Source organism: Flavobacterium sp. N502536 (assembly GCF_025947345.1).
Classification (GTDB): Bacteria; Bacteroidota; Bacteroidia; order Flavobacteriales; family Flavobacteriaceae; genus Flavobacterium.
The window spans coordinates 101,897-119,982 of the sequence record NZ_CP110011.1 but is presented as its reverse complement, the minus strand read 5'-3'; the positions used below and the strand labels follow the sequence as shown (position 1 = coordinate 119,982).

At 35.9% G+C, this 18,086-nt stretch carries 14 protein-coding genes and 1 other RNA gene; 7 read left to right on the top strand and 8 right to left on the bottom strand.

Annotated features, from left to right (window positions below):
- Positions 1 to 51: 51 nt before the first annotated feature.
- A complete protein-coding gene (locus OLM61_RS00455) occupies positions 52 to 876 on the bottom strand; it encodes a UDP-2,3-diacylglucosamine diphosphatase (protein ID WP_264524588.1) in 825 nt (274 codons plus the stop codon).
- Positions 877 to 1,064: 188 nt separating this feature from the next.
- On the opposite strand from OLM61_RS00455, the gene aroC reads away from it, so the two are divergent.
- From aroC to OLM61_RS00440, 3 genes are all read left to right on the top strand, one after another.
- Positions 1,065 to 2,123: a chorismate synthase gene (gene aroC, locus OLM61_RS00450; protein ID WP_264524587.1), complete on the top strand. Its 1,059-nt coding sequence runs from the start codon at positions 1,065 to 1,067 to the stop codon at positions 2,121 to 2,123.
- Between the two features lie 52 nt (positions 2,124 to 2,175).
- Positions 2,176 to 3,459: a dicarboxylate/amino acid:cation symporter gene (locus tag OLM61_RS00445; RefSeq protein WP_264524586.1), complete on the top strand. Its 1,284-nt coding sequence runs from the start codon at positions 2,176 to 2,178 to the stop codon at positions 3,457 to 3,459.
- 127 nt (positions 3,460 to 3,586) lie between these two features.
- Positions 3,587 to 5,773 carry a response regulator gene (locus OLM61_RS00440; protein WP_264524585.1) on the top strand — a complete coding sequence of 729 codons (2,187 nt, stop codon included), beginning with the start codon at positions 3,587 to 3,589 and terminating at the stop codon, positions 5,771 to 5,773.
- Between the two features lie 469 nt (positions 5,774 to 6,242).
- Here the strand turns inward: OLM61_RS00440 and OLM61_RS00435 are convergent, their stop codons facing one another.
- On the bottom strand, positions 6,243 to 7,493 hold the full coding sequence (locus OLM61_RS00435; RefSeq protein WP_264524584.1) for a DEAD/DEAH box helicase: 1,251 nt from the start codon (positions 7,491 to 7,493) through the stop codon (positions 6,243 to 6,245).
- A gap of 135 nt (positions 7,494 to 7,628) precedes the next feature.
- Positions 7,629 to 8,666 (bottom strand): formimidoylglutamase, encoded by a 1,038-nt coding sequence (locus OLM61_RS00430; protein ID WP_264524583.1) that lies wholly within the window; start codon positions 8,664 to 8,666, stop codon positions 7,629 to 7,631.
- Positions 8,667 to 8,763: 97 nt separating this feature from the next.
- Between OLM61_RS00430 and OLM61_RS00425 the strand changes: the two genes are divergently transcribed.
- Positions 8,764 to 9,642, top strand: a complete 879-nt coding sequence (locus OLM61_RS00425) for a hypothetical protein (protein WP_173968029.1) — start codon at positions 8,764 to 8,766, stop codon at positions 9,640 to 9,642.
- A gap of 78 nt (positions 9,643 to 9,720) precedes the next feature.
- Here the strand turns inward: OLM61_RS00425 and hutI are convergent, their stop codons facing one another.
- Positions 9,721 to 10,959, bottom strand: coding sequence for an imidazolonepropionase (hutI, locus tag OLM61_RS00420; protein ID WP_264524582.1), 1,239 nt, complete (start codon positions 10,957 to 10,959; stop codon positions 9,721 to 9,723).
- A gap of 234 nt (positions 10,960 to 11,193) precedes the next feature.
- Positions 11,194 to 12,246: a glutaminyl-peptide cyclotransferase gene (locus OLM61_RS00415; protein ID WP_264524581.1), complete on the bottom strand. Its 1,053-nt coding sequence runs from the start codon at positions 12,244 to 12,246 to the stop codon at positions 11,194 to 11,196.
- 88 nt (positions 12,247 to 12,334) lie between these two features.
- Between OLM61_RS00415 and ffs the strand changes: the two genes are divergently transcribed.
- The 3 genes from ffs to fsa all read left to right on the top strand — a co-directional run bounded on the left by ffs (position 12,335) and on the right by fsa (position 14,231).
- Positions 12,335 to 12,432, top strand: an RNA gene (gene ffs / locus OLM61_RS00410) — signal recognition particle sRNA small type.
- A 294-nt stretch (positions 12,433 to 12,726) separates the two neighbouring features.
- The gene (locus OLM61_RS00405; protein ID WP_264524580.1) at positions 12,727 to 13,530 is read left to right on the top strand and encodes an SDR family oxidoreductase; all 804 of its coding nucleotides are present in this window, start codon (positions 12,727 to 12,729) and stop codon (positions 13,528 to 13,530) included.
- A 44-nt stretch (positions 13,531 to 13,574) separates the two neighbouring features.
- The gene (fsa, locus tag OLM61_RS00400) at positions 13,575 to 14,231 is read left to right on the top strand and encodes a fructose-6-phosphate aldolase (RefSeq protein ID WP_173968024.1); all 657 of its coding nucleotides are present in this window, start codon (positions 13,575 to 13,577) and stop codon (positions 14,229 to 14,231) included.
- Positions 14,232 to 14,516: 285 nt separating this feature from the next.
- On the opposite strand, the gene OLM61_RS00395 is transcribed toward fsa, so the two are convergent.
- The 3 genes from OLM61_RS00395 to OLM61_RS00385 all read right to left on the bottom strand — a co-directional run bounded on the left by OLM61_RS00395 (position 14,517) and on the right by OLM61_RS00385 (position 17,906).
- Complete coding sequence (locus tag OLM61_RS00395; RefSeq protein WP_264524579.1) at positions 14,517 to 15,986, bottom strand: MFS transporter; 1,470 nt, start codon at positions 15,984 to 15,986, stop codon at positions 14,517 to 14,519.
- A 176-nt stretch (positions 15,987 to 16,162) separates the two neighbouring features.
- Positions 16,163 to 16,864, bottom strand: coding sequence for a LytR/AlgR family response regulator transcription factor (locus OLM61_RS00390; protein WP_264524578.1), 702 nt, complete (start codon positions 16,862 to 16,864; stop codon positions 16,163 to 16,165).
- Entirely contained in the window at positions 16,854 to 17,906 is a 1,053-nt protein-coding gene (locus OLM61_RS00385) for a sensor histidine kinase (protein WP_264524577.1), read from the bottom strand. Before OLM61_RS00385 ends, OLM61_RS00390 begins: the two co-directional genes overlap by 11 nt.
- Positions 17,907 to 18,086 lie beyond the last annotated feature (180 nt).

The following is an 18,086-nucleotide window of genomic DNA, read 5'->3' as shown; positions in this document are numbered from 1 at the left end:
ATTATGAAGTGTAAAGTAGTTTTATCTGCTATAGGCTAGCGTGTTTAAAGGTTATTTTTTTAAGATAATAGAAGAGATTAGCTGCGAGCTTAGTGTATCTTCCATTTCAAAGAGATTTTCTTCTTCGGTAAAATTGCTTTCGGCATAAGAGTATAATTTCCATCGTTTTTTATGGTACTCTAATGCCGTGAGGTTTTCAACCCAATCCCCGGAATTGAGGTATAAAGTCGATCCGTGTTTGTTCTCTTTGGTAATGATTTTCGGTTCGTGAATGTGCCCGCAAATTACATAATCGTATTTTTTTTCAATGGCCAGATCGGTAGCTGTGGTTTCAAAGTCAGAGATGAATTTTACCGCCTTTTTAACGCTTGCTTTTATCTTTTTTGAAAAGGAGTAAGGTTCACGTCCTAATTTGGCCAGACACCAGTTGGCAAATCGATTGGTTAGAATCAGATAATCATATCCTAATCCTCCTAACTTAGCGATCCATTTAGAGTGCTGAACTGAGGCGTCAAATACGTCTCCGTGAAAAATCCATGCTTTTTTATCGTCCAGTTCCAGAACTAATTTATCGACCAATGCAAAATTCCCCATGTGCATATCACTGAATTTTCGCAGAATCTCATCGTGATTTCCGGTAATGTAATACACTTTTGTACCCTTAGAAGCCATGCCAATAACGCGCTGAATGACTCTTAAATGCGATTTCGGAAAGTATGATTTTCTAAACTGCCAGGCGTCAATAATGTCGCCATTCAGGACTAATGTTTTAGGTTTAATGCTTGATAAGTAGTTGTTTAGTTCTTTAGCGTGACTTCCGTAAGTTCCCAAATGGACATCCGATAGAATGACCAATTCGACATTTCGTTTTTTCAATTTTTCTTTTTTTGAAGTTTAGCAAATAAAAGAAAATTCGGTAGGATAAATTTTATCAAAAGGTTACCAATTTAGCTACAATTTTAAATAATTGTGATTTTTAATCTAGTTAACCTTTACTTAATAATACCAATTTTAAATTTTTTAATTTAATTCATAAAACTTACATTTGCTCAAAACAAACTACAATGGCAGGAAATAGCTACGGCACCCTATATAAAGTTACAACATTTGGAGAATCTCATGGTGAAGCTTTAGGCGGAATTATAGATGGTTGTCCATCTGGAATTGAACTTGATTTAGATGCAATTGAAGTTGAAATGTCCCGAAGAAAGCCCGGACAGTCAGCAATTGTAACACAACGTAAGGAGCCGGATGCGGTTCAGTTTTTATCAGGTATTTTTGAAGGTAAAACAACAGGAACACCAATTGGTTTTATTATTCCGAACACCAATCAAAAATCGGATGATTACTCTCATATAAAAGACAATTACAGACCGAGTCACGCCGATTATGTGTACGACCAGAAATACGGTTTTCGCGACTATCGTGGTGGCGGAAGAAGCTCTGCAAGAGAAACCGCAAGCAGGGTAGTGGCTGGTGCGATTGCCAAACAAATGCTTCCTGAAATAAAAATTAACGCCTATGTTTCTTCGGTTGGTCCAATTCATTTGGATACACCTTATCAGGATTTGGACTTTTCTAAAATAGAAAGTAATCCTGTTCGTTGTCCGGATGAAAAATCGGCTGCGATTATGGAAGAATACATTCGCGATATCCGCAAACAGGGGGATACTGTTGGAGGTGTGGTTTCGTGTGTCATTCAAAATGTTCCGGTAGGTTTAGGAGAGCCGGTTTTTGACAAATTGCACGCTGAATTAGGAAAAGCAATGCTTTCGATCAATGCGGTAAAAGGCTTTGAATACGGCAGCGGATTTTCGGGTTCTGAAATGAAAGGAAGTGAACATAACGATTTATACAATCCTGACGGAACAACAAAAACAAATCTTTCAGGAGGAATTCAGGGCGGAATCAGTAACGGGATGGATATTTATTTCAGAGTAGCCTTTAAACCTGTTGCGACTATCATGCAGACTCAGGATTCGTTAGATAACAAAGGAAATATTACACCAATGACCGGTAAAGGCCGTCATGATCCGTGTGTAGTACCTCGCGCTGTACCAATTGTTGAAGCAATGGCAGCGATTGTTTTGGCTGATTTTTATTTAATCAACAAAACCTATTAGTAAAAGTTAGGACATGAGGGTCTTAGTTTTTTAATTTAAAACAAACAAATTAATGCAAGTTACAGAAACTAAAAAGAAGCCTTTTCTAAAAGGATTAACAGGGCAAATTATAGTTGCAATGGTTCTTGGAGCCACTTTGGGAATTATTTTGCACAATTCGATTTCGCCTGAAGCAGCACAGTCTTTTAGCAATAAAATAAAAATGCTTGCCACGATCTTTATCAGATTGGTACAAATGATTATCTCTCCTTTGGTATTTACCACTTTAGTAGTGGGTATTGCTAAACTTGGAGATATTAAAACGGTGGGTAGAATTGGTGGAAAAGCGCTTGGATGGTTTTTTACTGCTTCCTTTATATCCTTGTTGATCGGATTGTTTTATGTAAACATTCTGGAGCCGGGTGTAGGTTTGAAACTGGATCATGTGGATATGGCTGCAGCTTCAGAAGTAACAGCCAAAACAAAAACATTATCGGTTGAGAATTTTGTGGAACACATCGTTCCTAAAAGTATTTTCGAAGCAATGGCGACCAACGAAATTTTACAGATTGTTGTATTTTCAATCTTCTTCGGATTAGCTGGTGCCTCTTTGGGAAGTACCGTAAAACCGGTAATCAATGCCTTAGACAAGACTTCGCATATCGTTTTAAAAATGGTAAACTATGTAATGAACTTCGCTCCAATTGGAGTTTTTGGAGCCATTGCGGGAGTATTTGCGATCAGAGATGCGGAAGAACTGGTGATTACTTATTTTAAATTCTTCGGATCGTTTTTAGTCGGAATTGGTACTTTGTGGGTGGTTTTAGTTGCAGTAGGGTATATTTTCCTTAAAGGAAGAATGACAGAGCTTTTAAAACGTATTACAGGGCCTCTGGCGATTGCTTTTGGTACAACGAGTAGTGAGGCTGTTTTTCCAAAATTAACAGAGGAATTGGAAGATTTTGGTGTTAAAGATAAAATTGTAGCATTCATGTTGCCGCTTGGATACTCGTTTAACCTCGATGGTAGTATGATGTATATGACTTTTGCGAGTATTTTTATTGCTCAGTTTTATGGCGTACACCTGGATTTGGGAACTCAAATGGTAATGCTTTTGGTTTTAATGTTAACCAGTAAAGGTATTGCGGGTGTACCACGTGCAAGTTTGGTTGTAGTAGCGGCTACTTGCGGTATGTTTGATATTCCGGTTGAAGGAATTGCATTAATCCTGCCAATTGACCATTTTTGTGATATGTTCAGAAGTGCTACAAACGTTTTAGGAAATGCTTTGGCAACATCGGTTGTTGGGCAATGGGAGGATGATAAAGACACTGAAATTTCTTCGGAAAACGTATAATTAATTTTAGTATAGTAGGAAAAAACATCAATTCTTGTTAAAGTTTCAATAAAAAAGAAGCTGTATTTTTATAGGAAATACAGCTTCTTTTTATTTTTAATGTATATTTGATGAAATTAGCCTATTTATGCCCCGAATACGGATTTTTTTATTGTTGCTGATATGTCTGAATTGTTTTACCAATTCCGCTACCGCACAATCCGAAACGATATCGGAAGCAAGGACCAATAAACTGGTCAAAGAGGCCTGGGAAGACTACAAGAAATCGAATTTTGAAAAATCGCTCATCACTTCCCGCAAAGCATTAAACTATGCCACCGCCTCAAAAAATGATATTTTAATAGCAAAATCGTATAAAATAATCGCCGGGAATTACAACGAATTGTCGGAATTTGATAAAGCTATTTTCTTCTACAACAGAGGATTGTTCTACGCCAACCGCACCGATAATGATTCCTTAAAATACAGTCTTCATAATAACCTTGGTAATATTTATTGTTTCGAAAAGAAGCAATTCAACAAGGGGATAAATTATTATAAAAAATCCATCGCCTACAGTTTAAAATTAAATGAGATGTCGCAGGTCTATTTTACAAACGTAAACATAGCCTGGGCCTATTTTGATATTGCAGAGTTTAAGGCGGGCTATCCGTTTTTGAAATTTGTAAACAGCAACAAAAGCAAATATGGAGATGAGTCGACAGAGATCGTTGTAAACATGTTAAACGGCATGTATGCGAGTTATAGTAACGAATACGATCTGGCCAATACTTTTTTTCTGAAAGCCATTCAGGCGGGTAGAAACAGTGAAGAAAAATCCGATCTGTCCTATGCGCATCAGGAATATTCTAAGTTTTTAAGTAAAATTGGAAGACACAAAGAAGCTTATGAGAATCTGGCTTCCTATAATGCTATAACAGCAGAATTGTACAATGAGGAAAAACTCAAAAAAGCTTCAATTGCGGGTTTTAATTTAGAATTAGACGAGTATAAAAGACAGATTGATAAGATCGAAAGCGAGAAAGATTCTCAATATCAGAGCCTTAAAAAGTCGAGAATTATCGTCGTTTTATTTGTACTGATTTCGCTGATTCTTTTAATTCTTATTATTACTTTAGTAAAAAACATCAGGTTTAAGAAAAAGCACAATGCCGAGCTTTTACGGGCAAAAGAAATTGCGGAGGAAGCCTCACTGCTCAAAACTCAGTTTATTTCGACCATAAGCCATGAACTCCGCACCCCCTTGTATGGTGTGGTGGGAATAACCAATATGCTGCTGGAAGAACACAAAGAACTGTCGAGAAGCCAGCATTTGAGTTCGTTGAAATTTTCGGCCAGGTATTTATTGTCGCTCGTAAATGATATTCTTCAGATTAATAAAATTGAGGAAAACAAAGTGATACTGGAGAATTTGACCTTCAATATTTCGGATGAAATTATGATGATCAAAAATTCACTCTCCTTTTTGGGGCAAAAAAACAACAATAAAATTACAGTTTCTATAGATCCCTGTATTCCGGAGTATCTCATTGGCGATAAGCTAAGGCTCGCTCAGATTTTGATGAACTTAGTCAGTAATGCGTTGAAGTTTACCAAAGATGGGAAAGTCGAAATAATAGTAAAACTTAACCGCTCGGAGGAAAAAATGTACTTTTTGGACTTTTTAATAAAAGACAATGGGGTTGGAATTGCAATTGTGGATCAGGGCAAAATTTTTGAAAAATTTGTACAGGTTGGCAGAAAAGATGAAGACTATCAGGGAACAGGCCTGGGGCTGAGTATTGTAAAACGATTGTTGGGGCTTTTTGGAAGCACAATTGCACTGAAGAGTGAGATTGGTCTGGGAACATCCTTTACGTTTACAATTCCTTTTGAGTTTGATCCTCAAAAAACAAAACAAATTATTGACGAAATAGAAGTGGATTTGAGTTCAAACGAAGTATATAAAATTTTGATTGTGGAAGATAATCTCATCAATCAGCTGGTGACCAAAAAGATTATCGAAAAACACAATTACATCTGTAAAGTAGTTGATGACGGTTTCTCGGCTCTGAAAATACTGGAGGACGAAAGTTTCGACCTGATTTTAATGGACATCAATATGCCTTTGATGAATGGGTTTGAAACGACCAAAAGAATTCGTTTGAGTGGGCTTAAAACGCCTATAGTAGCACTGACAGCCTTTGATAAGGATGAAATTACAGATGAGGCTATTTCGTCGGGAATAAACGATATTATTATTAAGCCGTTTGAACCTGTCAGGCTTTTTAAAATTATGAATTACTTAATATTGGAAGCAAAAAACGCTGGTTAATACTCTACCGTCTGAACACAAATTCCACTAATTTGCACAAATCTTAATAGGATAACCTTGTTTGTGAAATTAATTTCACAAACTAATTAGGGCCAATTGGTGCTACTTTTTATACTGGTATCCACACGTTAGCAATGATAGTCTGCTTTTATAGCTGTAATCTATGTTTCGATGATTTGAACGCTAAAATTTTTAACACATAGAAACATAGATTTGTATTGCTAAAAGAGGATACAAAAAGAAATATATTTCTTTCACATAGTCGGATATGTGTATTTAAATGAAGTGAAACGCCTTTTTGCAGGTGCAGCACCTATGTTGCTATGTGTTAAAATGAATTATCCCCAATATAGTAAAATATTGATACCAAAAGGGATAATTGTAGTCTGCCGTCTGAACACAAATTCCACAAACAAATTAGTGACAATTTGTGTAATTCGTGTTATTATTTATGCTTGTATCCACACGGTTAATACCAGCGTTTTTTGTTTTGCTTAGAAGCATTTGATTTTCTTGATTTGTGAGCACCACCGCTTCGGTTCGAGTTTTTTGGTTTCTCTTCCGTTGCTTCCGGACTTCCGGAGTGCCATGGGTAAGGATGATCTGTAATGGTTTTTACATCTACCTTTATTAGTTTTTGAATGTCTTTCCAGTAAGGCTGCTCGTCTTTACCACAAAACGAAATGGCTATACCTCCGTTTCCTGCACGTCCGGTACGCCCGATACGGTGTACATAAGTTTCCGGAATGTTCGGTAAATCAAAATTGATTACAAATGGCAACTGGTCAATATCGATTCCTCTTGCGGCAATATCTGTCGCAACAAGAACGCCAACTTCTTTGTTTTTAAAAGCATCCAAAACACGTTGTCTTGCATTTTGAGACTTATCTCCGTGAATCGCTTCAGCAGGAATGTCTTTTTTGCGAAGCGCTTTAACTACATTGTCAGCACCATGTTTGGTTCTTGAAAAAACCAGAACATTGGATAGATTTTCATTTTTAATCAAATGATACAGTAAGTTTCTTTTCTCTGTTTTTTCTACAAAATAAATGCGTTGCTCCACAGTTTCTGCTGTTGATGAAACCGGTGAAACTTCTACTTTTGCAGGATCCTTTAAAAACATTTCGGCCAGTTCGCGAATCGCAATTGGCATAGTAGCCGAGAACAGTAAAGTCTGTCTGTTTTTAGGAGTAAGTTTTACAATTTTTTTCACGTCATTGATAAAACCCATATCCAGCATCTGATCGGCTTCGTCTAACACCAAAGTGTGTAAATGATCCAGATCCAGAAATCCCTGTTTGTGTAAGTCAAGCAATCGGCCCGGAGTGGCAACTAAAATGTCAACTCCATTTTTTAGCGTATCTACCTGCGGATTTTGCGAAACTCCTCCAAAAATGGTCAATTGCGTTAAGTTGGTATATTTGGCATAAGTGTCAAAACTTTGTCCAATCTGAACCGCTAATTCACGTGTAGGAGTAACTATAAGGGCACGAATTTGTTTGGCTTTTTTAGAAGAACCTACAATTCGGTGTAACTGATGTATGATTGGAATAGCAAATGCTGCTGTTTTTCCTGTACCTGTTTGTGCGCAACCAATTAAATCCCTTCCCGATAAAACGATCGGAATAGATTGTTCCTGAATAGGAGTGGGGTTTAGGTAGCCTTCTTCAAATACGGCTTTTTGTATACTTTTTGAGAGTGATAGATCTTCGAATAACATATCTTACATATTAAGAATTTAGTTTTAAGTACTAAAATTCTGTGCAAAGATAGGTTTATTCGGTTAATCCTTTATTTGAATATCATTTTATTTGGCAAATGCCTTAATTTTCAACAGCTGTACTTGCTGCTTTGATTAGATTTTTTCGTTATTCGCTTTGATGAAATCCGTTACCAGATACCCTATAAGCTTGCCAATTAGATTGTTGTTTGGAGAGTCGGCCAAATCCGGAGCGCCTTCGCAAATATGCAGATAAGCGGCATTTTTATGCTGTCCGAAAAAGGAAATAAACTGACGCAATTCTTCCACCGAAAAACCACTGATGGTCATGGCGCTGCTCGCAATATTAGGAATAGCATCCAGATCGATTTCGATCCCGAAAGAATCGGTTCTGATGAATTCCAGTGCTAAAGCCATTTCCCTGTCAAAATCCTTTTCCTTGCGGATTTTTACACTGTCGTAGGTGTTGTAACGAACGCGGTCTTCGAGTTTTTTGATGATGTCTAAAACACTTTTGGAAGTGTAGTTTTCGTGCAGACCAAAAATGAAATATTTTTTTAAGAAACCTTCTTCATATGCATAAGAAAAACCATTACCGCTGTGACGGCCTTCAAGGATTCTAAAATCAGAATGCGCATCAAAATTAATAGCATTGATTGGTTTTCCTTTGGCTAAAGCCGAGCCTTTTATGTTTCCGTAGGCATTATTATGTCCGCCCCCAATAATGATTGGCGTTTTTCCGGCTTTTATGATCGTAAAAATAATATGCGAAACTTCTTTGTCAATTTTTTCTACCAACTGACTAAGTTTAGACCTGTCGTCGATATCATTAAAATCAAGATTTTCGACATCGCGCATTTCCTGAGCGACATCCAATTGTCCTAAAACCAAAATCTGACTGCCTTTAGAGAAACGATTGTGCTGAATGTTGGCAATGCTTTTTATCGCACTTTCCCATGCCGATGCTGCTCCGGGTCTGCCATAATTGGCACGTACCCCAATATCTTCAGGTATCCCAAAAAGCACATATTTGGCCTCGCTTTCTTTTAGAAAATTGATCTTATCAGCCCCTTTGGGTATGATGACCATTTTTTCTCCGAATTTTATTTCACCACTTCTATGATTGGTGATTTTTGCCAAATCGTTAACAGTAAAAGGAATTAGTTTCTCCATGAAAAAAAAATATTTTCCAAAAATAATATAATTGTGGCAACTTACGTTATTACCTTATATTAATTCTTAAATTTGTTTTAAAGAAAATTTTTTAAATATGGAAAACCCAAAGAACAACAACTCAAGTCTAAAAGCGGTAATCGCAGTTTTAGCAGTCCTACTGATTGGTAGCTTAGTGTATATTTTTAAATTATCATCTGATACAGATGTAGTTAAGACTGAACTTACTACGACGATGACAGAAAAAGAATCTGTTATGAAAGATTTACAGGAATTGAAATCAACTTATGATGCTGCAATTGCTGAGAATACTTCAATGTCTGATGAGTTAATTCAGGAAAGAGATAAAGTAGTAGCTCTAATGGATGATTTAAATAAATCTAAAGGAGATGTATCTAAATACAGATCACAAGTTCAGGCAATGCAAGGTAAAATGAAAACTTTAGTTGCTGAAAACGATGAGTTGAAAAAACAAAATGGCGTTTTAACAGTTCAAAGAGACAGTACAATTGTAGTTTTAGGAGAATCTAAAAAGTACAATGAAGTTTTAGTTGGTCAAAACGAAGAGTTGGCTAAAACTGTTGAAAAAGGAGCTAAATTATCTGTATTAAATACAAAAACGATCGCTTACAAAGTAAAAGGTTCAGGTAAACAAATCGAAACCGATAAAGCAAGCCGTGCCGATGTTTTGAAAGTAAGTTTTACTATTGCTGAAAATCAAATCGCTAAATCAGGAGATAAAACGTATTATGTACAAGTTATCGATTCTAAAAACAATGTTTTAGGAGAAAAGAAAACAGAAAGTTTTGGAGATAATACTTTAACGTATAGCTTTAAAACTACCGTTAGATATGAGAACAAAACAGTAAACGTTTCAGAAGATTTAATTGGTAAAGATTTTGAAAAAGGTACTTACTTTATTAATGTTTTTGATAATGACGAATTGGTTTCTAAAACTAGTTTTAGCTTAAGATAATACCGAGCCGTTTAGGACAAATACCACTAAAATAAAAAAGGTCTGTGAAGAAAATCACAGACCTTTTTTTATGCTTTATTATTTAAGAATTTTACCTTCAAGAAAAACGTTTTCGATTAAATTACTGCCAAATGCGTAAGGAATTTGATAGTAAGATGAAATCGGTTTGGTAAGAATTAAATTGGCTTTTTTGCCTTTGGTAATACTTCCGTGTGTTTCAGAAAGGTCCATAGCATAAGCGCCATTTATGGTGGCAGCATTTATGGCTTCTTCGGGAGTCATTTTCATTTTGATACAAGCCGTTGCTACTACAAAATTCATATTTCCGGATGGAGTAGAACCAGGGTTAAAATCGGTAGCCAGAGCAATTGGCAAACCAGCTTTGATCATTTCGCGTGCCGGAGTATAAGGAATGCTTAAAAAATAAGAACAGGACGGCAATGCGACAGGCATTGTTTCGGTGTTTTTTAAAGCTTCAATGTCTTCCGGGTTCATAATTTCGAGATGATCGACAGAAAGGGCTTTGTATTTGATTCCTGCCTGTATACCGCCAATAGAATTGAACTGGTTGACATGAATTTTTGGTTTCAGACCATATTGTATTCCCGCTTCCATGATTTTTTCGGTTTCTTCAACAGAAAAATATCCGGTTTCGCAAAAGGCATCCACATAATCGGCCAGTTTGTTTTGGGCAATTTCGGGCAGCATTTTGGTGATGATTTCATCGATATAACCTGCTTTGTTTTCTTTGTAATGTAAAGGAAAAGCATGCGCACCCAGAAAAGTAGCTTTTATGGCAATAGGATAATTTTGAGCAAGTTTCTGAATGACGCGAAGCATTTTCAATTCACCTTCGATCGTAAGTCCGTAACCCGATTTTATTTCTACAGCGCCTGTTCCTAAATGCATCACTTCTTCTAAACGAAGTTTCGATTGCTCGTAGATCTCTTCTTCTGAGGTTTCATTGAGTTTTTTGGACGAGTTTAGAATTCCGCCACCACGGTTCGCAATTTCTTCATACGAAAATCCGTTGATTCGGTCTACAAACTCCTGTTCGCGATTTCCTGCATATACAATGTGTGTATGGCTGTCGCACCAAGTTGGCATCACAATTCGCCCTGTAGCATCAATTGTTAAATCGGCAGGAACTTCAGGAAGATTTTCCATCAGACCAAAATCGTAAATAAGATTGTCTTTTAAAATTAAATACGCATTTTTTAAGGTGGGAAGTACTGCCATTTCTGCTCCTGAAACCTTAGCTATTGAAGTTTCGCGAACCTGAAGTAATTCTTTGATGTTTGTTATAAGAGTTGTCATTGTTGGTATTGTTGTAAAAGACAAATTTCACGAATTTTCACTATGAATTGTGAGAATTAATGAAACTCATGCTTATGTAATTTGTATTTAATTTGTTGAGTGAAATTGTTTTAACACATAGAAACATAGTTATTGTAAACTTAAAAAAGGCGTTTCACTAGTTAAAATGCATCTAGTAAACTATATTTCTATGTGTTGAAATTTAATTTTCAATTTTACCCAAAGGGTTTGTATTTATTCTGAGACTGTTATTTCGAATATTTTGCTCCAGTTTTTACCGGTAACAAAAATAGTTTTGGTTTTTGGGTTGTAAGCGATTCCGTTTAAAACGTCGTCTTTGGTCACATCACTCATCAGTTTGCGTAATCCTGACATGTCCAGAATCCCTTCAACAGCTCCCGAAGTAGGGTTGACAACTGCAATTGCATCTTTAAACCATACATTGGTGTAGATTTTTCCGTCAATCCATTCCAATTCATTAATGGCTTTAATTTTTGAAGTTCCCGAGTAAACGTTGATGTAATCGATCATTTTTTGAGTTGCAGGATCCATTTTCCAGATTTTTTCTGTCTTATCGGTTTGGTAAATGTATTTCCCGTCATTCGTCATTCCCCAGCCCTCGATATCTTTTTCGTAAGCAAAAGTTTTTTCCAGTTTTAAAGTGTTGGCATTGTAGATAAAACCGGTTTTGTTTTGCCAGGTCAGCTGGAATAATTTGCCATTGATAAAAGTAATTCCTTCACCAAAATACTTTTTGTCTAAATCGACTTGTTTGAAAACTTTTCCGGTTTTGTAGTCGTATTTTCTTAAGTAAGAAGCGCCTTCCTGCCCTGTACTCTCGTATAAAGTGTCTTTATAAAACTCTAATCCTTCCGTAAAAGCTTGTTTGTCGTGCGCGTAGGTATTGATTATTTTGTATTTTAATAATTTAGGCTCAATATTCGAAACCAGCTCAACACGTTTGGTAGCATCAGAGGAGTCTGATCCAAAATAAACGGTCGCTTTTAAATATTGGTATCCTAATTTTTGATCTTTTAATTCAAATTTGAATTTTTCAGCACCTTTAGTGCTTCCCACTTTTTTATCGTTTATGAAGTAGGCAATGCTGTCGATTTCTTTCGAATTCGGGTTCAAAATGCCGATCGAAATGGCTTCCTGAGGCAAAAAATGAGCCGGAAAAGCCGAATCATCGATGGTGAATAAAGAATTTTCACCTTTTTTTGTATCTCCACATCCAATTAATGTGATTCCTAATAAAATGACAGTTAGGAAGTTATATTTTTTCATAGTTTAAAATTTGAATAAGCCAATATACGATGATATTTTTATAGCAACAAAGGTCTTGCAAAAATATAAAAAGATTGTATATTTGCACCGGCAAGTCCTACACGACCAGCTCCTGCAGACTCCCCCAGGATGGGAACATAGCAAGGGTACGTGGTTGAGCGGTGCGATGTAGGTCGCTTGCCATTTTTTTTTTTTTTGTAGTCCCGATGTTTCGGGATTTTTTTTTAGAATTAATTTAAAAGTAGTCTTCCTTATGGAGGATTTTTTTATTTTTGACCTTTTTGTGAAATGTAAAATGTTGCTTGTAAGATGTAAGATGTTTTAGGGAAGAAGATTTTCGTATTGCAGAGATTCTATTTATAAACAAGTACATTTAACGATCATAATTAAAAGTCTGCGTCAAGTATATTTCATTTCACAGAGAGCATTTCACAGAGAGCATTTCACAAATAACATTTCACATCTAACATAAAACTTACAATGAGTAAAGTTGTTTTAATTACCGGAGGATCTTCAGGAATTGGGAAGTCAATTGGAGAGTTCTTGCATCAAAAAGGTTTCGTAGTATACGGAACGAGCCGAAATCCTGAAAAGGTACAGCATTCAGTTTTTCCATTAGTTGCTTTAGATGTTCGCAATGCCGATTCTATAAAATCGGCAGTAGCTGAGGTTATTGCTACTTCGGGAAGACTCGATGTTGTTATTAATAATGCGGGTGTTGGAATTACCGGACCTCTGGAAGAAATTCCGACGGAGGAAATCAAAAATAATTTTGAAACTAATTTTTTCGGACCTATCGAAGTGATGAAAGCTGTTTTACCTCAAATGAGGGAACAAAAATCGGGTTTGATTATTAATATCACTTCAATCGCGGGTTATATGGGATTGCCTTACCGCAGTGTGTACTCGGCTTCAAAAGGGGCTTTGGAATTGATTACGGAGGCTTTGCGTATGGAGGTGAAGTCATTTGGAGTTGATATTACCAATGTGGCACCGGGAGATTTTGCAACCAATATTGCAGCAGGACGTTACCACGCACCAGTTGTAAAAGGTTCGGCTTACGAAAAAGTCTACGGTGATATTCTTTCCACGATGAACGAGCATGTTGATGCAGGAGGGAATCCAAATGAAATGGCCGAAGCAGTTTATAAAATCATCCAACAGGAAAAACCAAAAGTGCATTACAAAGTAGGTGCTTTTATGCAGAAGTTTTCGATTGTTTTAAAGCGTGCACTTCCGGATAAAGTTTACGAAAAAATGCTGATGAATCATTATAAGTTGTAATTTTGCACGAAATTTTTAAACACACAATTAAATATAAATAGATTATGAAATTTTTTATTGACACGGCTAACTTAGCTCAGATTAAAGAAGCACAGGCTTTAGGCGTTTTGGATGGTGTAACGACTAACCCATCATTGATGGCTAAAGAAGGAATTACTGGAAAAGACAACATTTTAAAGCATTATGTTGACATCTGTAATTTGGTTGAAGGAGATGTAAGTGCTGAAGTAAATGCGCTTGATTTTGACGGAATGATTAAAGAAGGTGAGGAGCTGGCTGAATTGCATGATCAAATCGTGGTGAAATTGCCTATGACAAAAGAAGGTGTTATGGCTGCAAAATATTTCTCTGATAAAGGAATTAAAACAAATGTAACGCTTGTATTTTCAGTAGGACAGGCTATTTTGGCTGCAAAAGCAGGAGCAACTTATGTGTCTCCGTTCGTAGGTCGTTTAGATGACGTTTCGACTGACGGATTGAATTTGATCGAAGAAATTAGATTGGTATATGATAACTACGGTTACGAAACTCAAATTTTAGCAGCTTCTGTACGTCACACGATGCACATTGTAAACTGTGCTAAAATTGGCGCTGATGTAATGACCGGACCTCTTTCTGCAATTTACGGATTGTTGAAACACCCATTAACAGATATTGGATTGGCTCAGTTTGTAGCTGATTTTGAAAAAGGAAACAAGTAGTCCTTAGTTATAAATTAAAAACGCCATTTTTCAATAGAAAGATGGCGTTTTTTTTGTTTTATGTAAACCCGACAGGTTTTTGAAACCTGTCGGGTTTGTTTGTAATTAGGATAAAAAATCCCAAATCTCAAATTCCAAATTCCAAATTTTTAAAGTAAATCTGTCGGGTTTGTTTGTAATTAGGGTAAAAAAACAAATTCCAAATTCCAAAACTTTAGTGAACGTTTGGAATTTGGAATTTGGAATTTGGAATTTGAGATTTGGAATTTAAAATTTTATCCAGGTTTAGTGACCTCCGCCACCACCTTCAACATGGTTGATACCTTGTCTTTTTAAAATCTTAGGGCAATAGAAACCGTAGAATCCTAAATAAGCAAAACCAATAAGAGGTACAATATAAGAGAAATGGGTCCATGTAATTCCGAAAATTCCATTTGGACTTGTAAGGTCGATATCACAGATGCTGCCTTGAATTAAAGGAATAATTCCTCCTCCAAGAATCATCATAATTAAGAATGAAGACGCTTTTCCAGTGTTTTTTCCTAAACCTGCAATGGCTAAGTCGAAGATAGACGGCCACATGATAGACAAGAATAAACCTCCTGAGATGAAAAAGAATTTAGCAATTTGCGGATCCGGGCAAACCAATCCGGCAAACATCATTAATACACCTGATATTCCGAAAAGCATTAATGTTTTTCCGGCATTTTTACCTCCAACAAAGCTCACTGCGATAAACAATAAGATCCAGATTGGATAGATGTAAAACGAAGAAACATCGTGTGCAGCAAAAAGGTTAGCGCCAATAATTACTCCAAATGCTATAGCTGGTACGATGAATTTAAGTGCTGTGTTTACCAGATTGGAAGTGTTGAAAACGTTAACTCCACCATTCCAACGGCCAATCATTAAACTTCCCCAGTAAAGGGCAATAAATGGAGCAATAGCATCCTCGAGGATGTTACCAAATTCGGCTGTGTGTAATAAAGCGGGAAGGTTACTGATAATAGTTACTTCTGTACCTACGTAGATGAAGATCCCTAACATTCCAAGATAGAGTTGTGGATAATCTAAGATATTGAATTTTTCGTGTGCTACTTTAATTTCTTCTTCGTCTTCTTTGGCAGGATCTTCAATTTTAGAGAAGTTCATGAAAATGGCTACGACGATAAAAGCAAGTCCAAGGATAATAAAAGGAAGTTTGATGTCTTCTAATGATAAGGCTGTTTTTTTGTTGTCTCCCATTCCGAACAAAGCGATTCCAAGTAAAATAGCCCCAATAGTAGTTCCGAAAGAGTTGATTCCACCTGCTAAAGTCAAACGGTGTGCACCTGTTGCAGGGCTTCCCATTTTAATTGCAAGAGGGTTTGCTACGATTTGTTGGATTGAAAATCCTAAACCTACTGTAAATAAAGCTGTTAAAAAGAAAGGAAAGCTTTCCATTGTTGCAGCCGGAATGAATAAAAATGAACCACAAGCAGATAATAGTAAACCGGCAGAAAGTGTTTTTTTGTATCCGAATTTTTGTAAAACATCTAATTTTAAAGATACCAGGAAGAAAATCAATGATCCTACGAAGTAAGCTGCATAAAAGGCCCAGGCTACTAATTGCGATTGCACTTGCGATAAGGTAAATACTTTCTTGAAAACTGGAATCAGGATATCATTGGCCGAACCAACAAAACCCCAAAAGAAGAAAACAATTATCAACGAGATAAACTGTCCCCATTTGGTTTGAACATTTTCTGAACTCATAATTTAAGAGGTTAATTTTTTATTTTATTGTTTTTTGAAGACCGTAAATATATTTGTTAAGTGTATCAAAAAAAAATAAAAAGCCACAAATAATGTTAAATTTAAACCAACGACGTGATTTTTTCAACAATGTGTTAATTTTTACCGAGTTAGAAAATCGATTTAGTAAGCTGAATTTATTCCAGAATTTTGTTTTTTACTTCTTTGCTGTAATTTCTTCCAATTGGAATGGTATAAGATTGTATCTGAATGCGGTTGCCCTCAATTGATTTTACTTTGTTGAGTGCAATTACATAGGATTTGTGGATGCGCAGGAACCGGTCGGCCGGTAATTCTTCAGACAATGAGGTTAAAGATTTATGAGTGATATAAGTTTTGTCTGAAGTCACCACTTTTATGTATTCTTTCATTCCTTCCACAAACAGAATTTCTTCAATATTAATTTTCATCATTTTTTTATCGACTTTGATAAAAATATGGGAGTCTCCTTTGCTGGCTTCGACTTTAATATTGTTTTTTAAATTGTATTCGGTGGTGATTTTATTGATGCACTTTATAAATCTTGGAAGGGGAATAGGTTTTACTAAGTAATCGAGAACATCAAGATCGTAGCTTTCTGCGGCAAATTCTCTAAAGGCAGTTGTAATGATAACTTTGGTTTTGTTTTCGATCAAGCTAATAAGTTCAAAACCTGTCATCATAGGCATGTTAATGTCTAAGAATACAGCATCGACAGTAGTGCTGTTTATAAAATCAAGTGCTTCCAGAGAATTATTAAATGTGCCAATTACCTCAAAATCTGTAAAATTGGTAAAATAATTTTGCAGGACTTTGATTGCTAAAGGCTCATCGTCAACCAACACGCATTTAATTTTCATTATCAAGAGGTATTTGCAAACGGATTATATAGTAATTTAATTTAGTTGTGTTTTTTAGACTGAAGTCATTTTTGTAAATCAGCTTTAATCTCTTTTTGGTATTCGCGAGACCAATTCCGCCTTTCGCATTAATATTTTGTGAAATTACAAAATTATTTAAGATTTCAAAGTCTAACATTTTATTGTCAATAACTTTACAATTGATTTTAATTTTTAGGTTATTATTGTTGACCCCGCCGTGTTTAAAGGCATTTTCGACCAATGAAATAAAGAGTAGCGGAGGGACTACAATATCCTCGATATTCGATTCTAAGTTGATGGTAACTTCAACATTCTCAAAGCGTAACTTCTCAATTTCGATATAATTTTGGATGTAATCAATCTCTTTAATTAACGGAACAGATTTGGTTCCTTTTACATCATATAAAACATATTCCATCAAATTGGATAGTTTTATAATGACATCCGGAACTTTATCCGAAGATTCAAGTGATAAAGCATACAGATTATTCAGGGTGTTGAAAAAGAAATGAGGCTGAATCTGGTTTTCAAGATATTTTAACTTTATCCTAAACTGATTTTCTCGTAAAGATCTGTTTCTTTCCCTTTCTCTCAACCAGGTTAAAGTAAGGTAGACAGAAGAGGCCATGGCAACCACATACAATTCACCAATACAAACCGCCAATACGTGGTTGATGTCGAAAGTATGGTACTCGCGGTTGGCTTCGGGCCATATATTTTCAGATATAATATAATAGGTAAGACCGGTTTTTATTAAATAGACTCCCAACAAGCTCAGGACCATCAAAAAAGTGTACTGAATATATTTTTGTTTGAGTACGTAACGGGGCACCAGTACAAATAAATTGAAATAGACTAATGGAATGTGTAACGAGAATTCGATCAGGTTCGATTTAAACGAATAAGGGTAATCATTAAAGTAAGCTCCCCATCTTAAAAAGTTAAGAGTAAAATAGCTGCCCCAAAACCAAACGTGGTTTTTAAGTTTGATGTCAAATTTTAATTTTCGTATCTCGTTCAACTTTTATTTAACAGTTTACAGGGCTTGATGCTCTGATTAATAATATTGTGCAACTTTAAACAATTACTTGCTAAAACACAATTCTTTTAAAGAAAATTTTGAAAAAGAGAAATGTGTTGCTGTATTTTAAACGGATAACGTTTTCGTAAAGTATATTCTGAAATATTGAGTGTCGTTCCT

What these genes read in the sequence shown, in the direction of transcription:
- aroC (WP_264524587.1), top strand. Translation starts at nt 1,065, where the DNA reads ATGGCAGGAAATAGCTACGGCACCCTATATAAAGTTACAACATTTGGA.
- OLM61_RS00445 (WP_264524586.1), top strand. Translation starts at nt 2,176, where the DNA reads ATGCAAGTTACAGAAACTAAAAAGAAGCCTTTTCTAAAAGGATTAACA.
- OLM61_RS00440 (WP_264524585.1), top strand. Translation starts at nt 3,587, where the DNA reads ATGCCCCGAATACGGATTTTTTTATTGTTGCTGATATGTCTGAATTGT.
- OLM61_RS00435 (WP_264524584.1), bottom strand. Translation starts at nt 7,493, where the DNA reads ATGTTATTCGAAGATCTATCACTCTCAAAAAGTATACAAAAAGCCGTA.
- OLM61_RS00430 (WP_264524583.1), bottom strand. Translation starts at nt 8,666, where the DNA reads ATGGAGAAACTAATTCCTTTTACTGTTAACGATTTGGCAAAAATCACC.
- OLM61_RS00425 (WP_173968029.1), top strand. Translation starts at nt 8,764, where the DNA reads ATGGAAAACCCAAAGAACAACAACTCAAGTCTAAAAGCGGTAATCGCA.
- hutI (WP_264524582.1), bottom strand. Translation starts at nt 10,959, where the DNA reads ATGACAACTCTTATAACAAACATCAAAGAATTACTTCAGGTTCGCGAA.
- OLM61_RS00415 (WP_264524581.1), bottom strand. Translation starts at nt 12,246, where the DNA reads ATGAAAAAATATAACTTCCTAACTGTCATTTTATTAGGAATCACATTA.
- OLM61_RS00405 (WP_264524580.1), top strand. Translation starts at nt 12,727, where the DNA reads ATGAGTAAAGTTGTTTTAATTACCGGAGGATCTTCAGGAATTGGGAAG.
- fsa (WP_173968024.1), top strand. Translation starts at nt 13,575, where the DNA reads ATGAAATTTTTTATTGACACGGCTAACTTAGCTCAGATTAAAGAAGCA.
- OLM61_RS00395 (WP_264524579.1), bottom strand. Translation starts at nt 15,986, where the DNA reads ATGAGTTCAGAAAATGTTCAAACCAAATGGGGACAGTTTATCTCGTTG.
- OLM61_RS00390 (WP_264524578.1), bottom strand. Translation starts at nt 16,864, where the DNA reads ATGAAAATTAAATGCGTGTTGGTTGACGATGAGCCTTTAGCAATCAAA.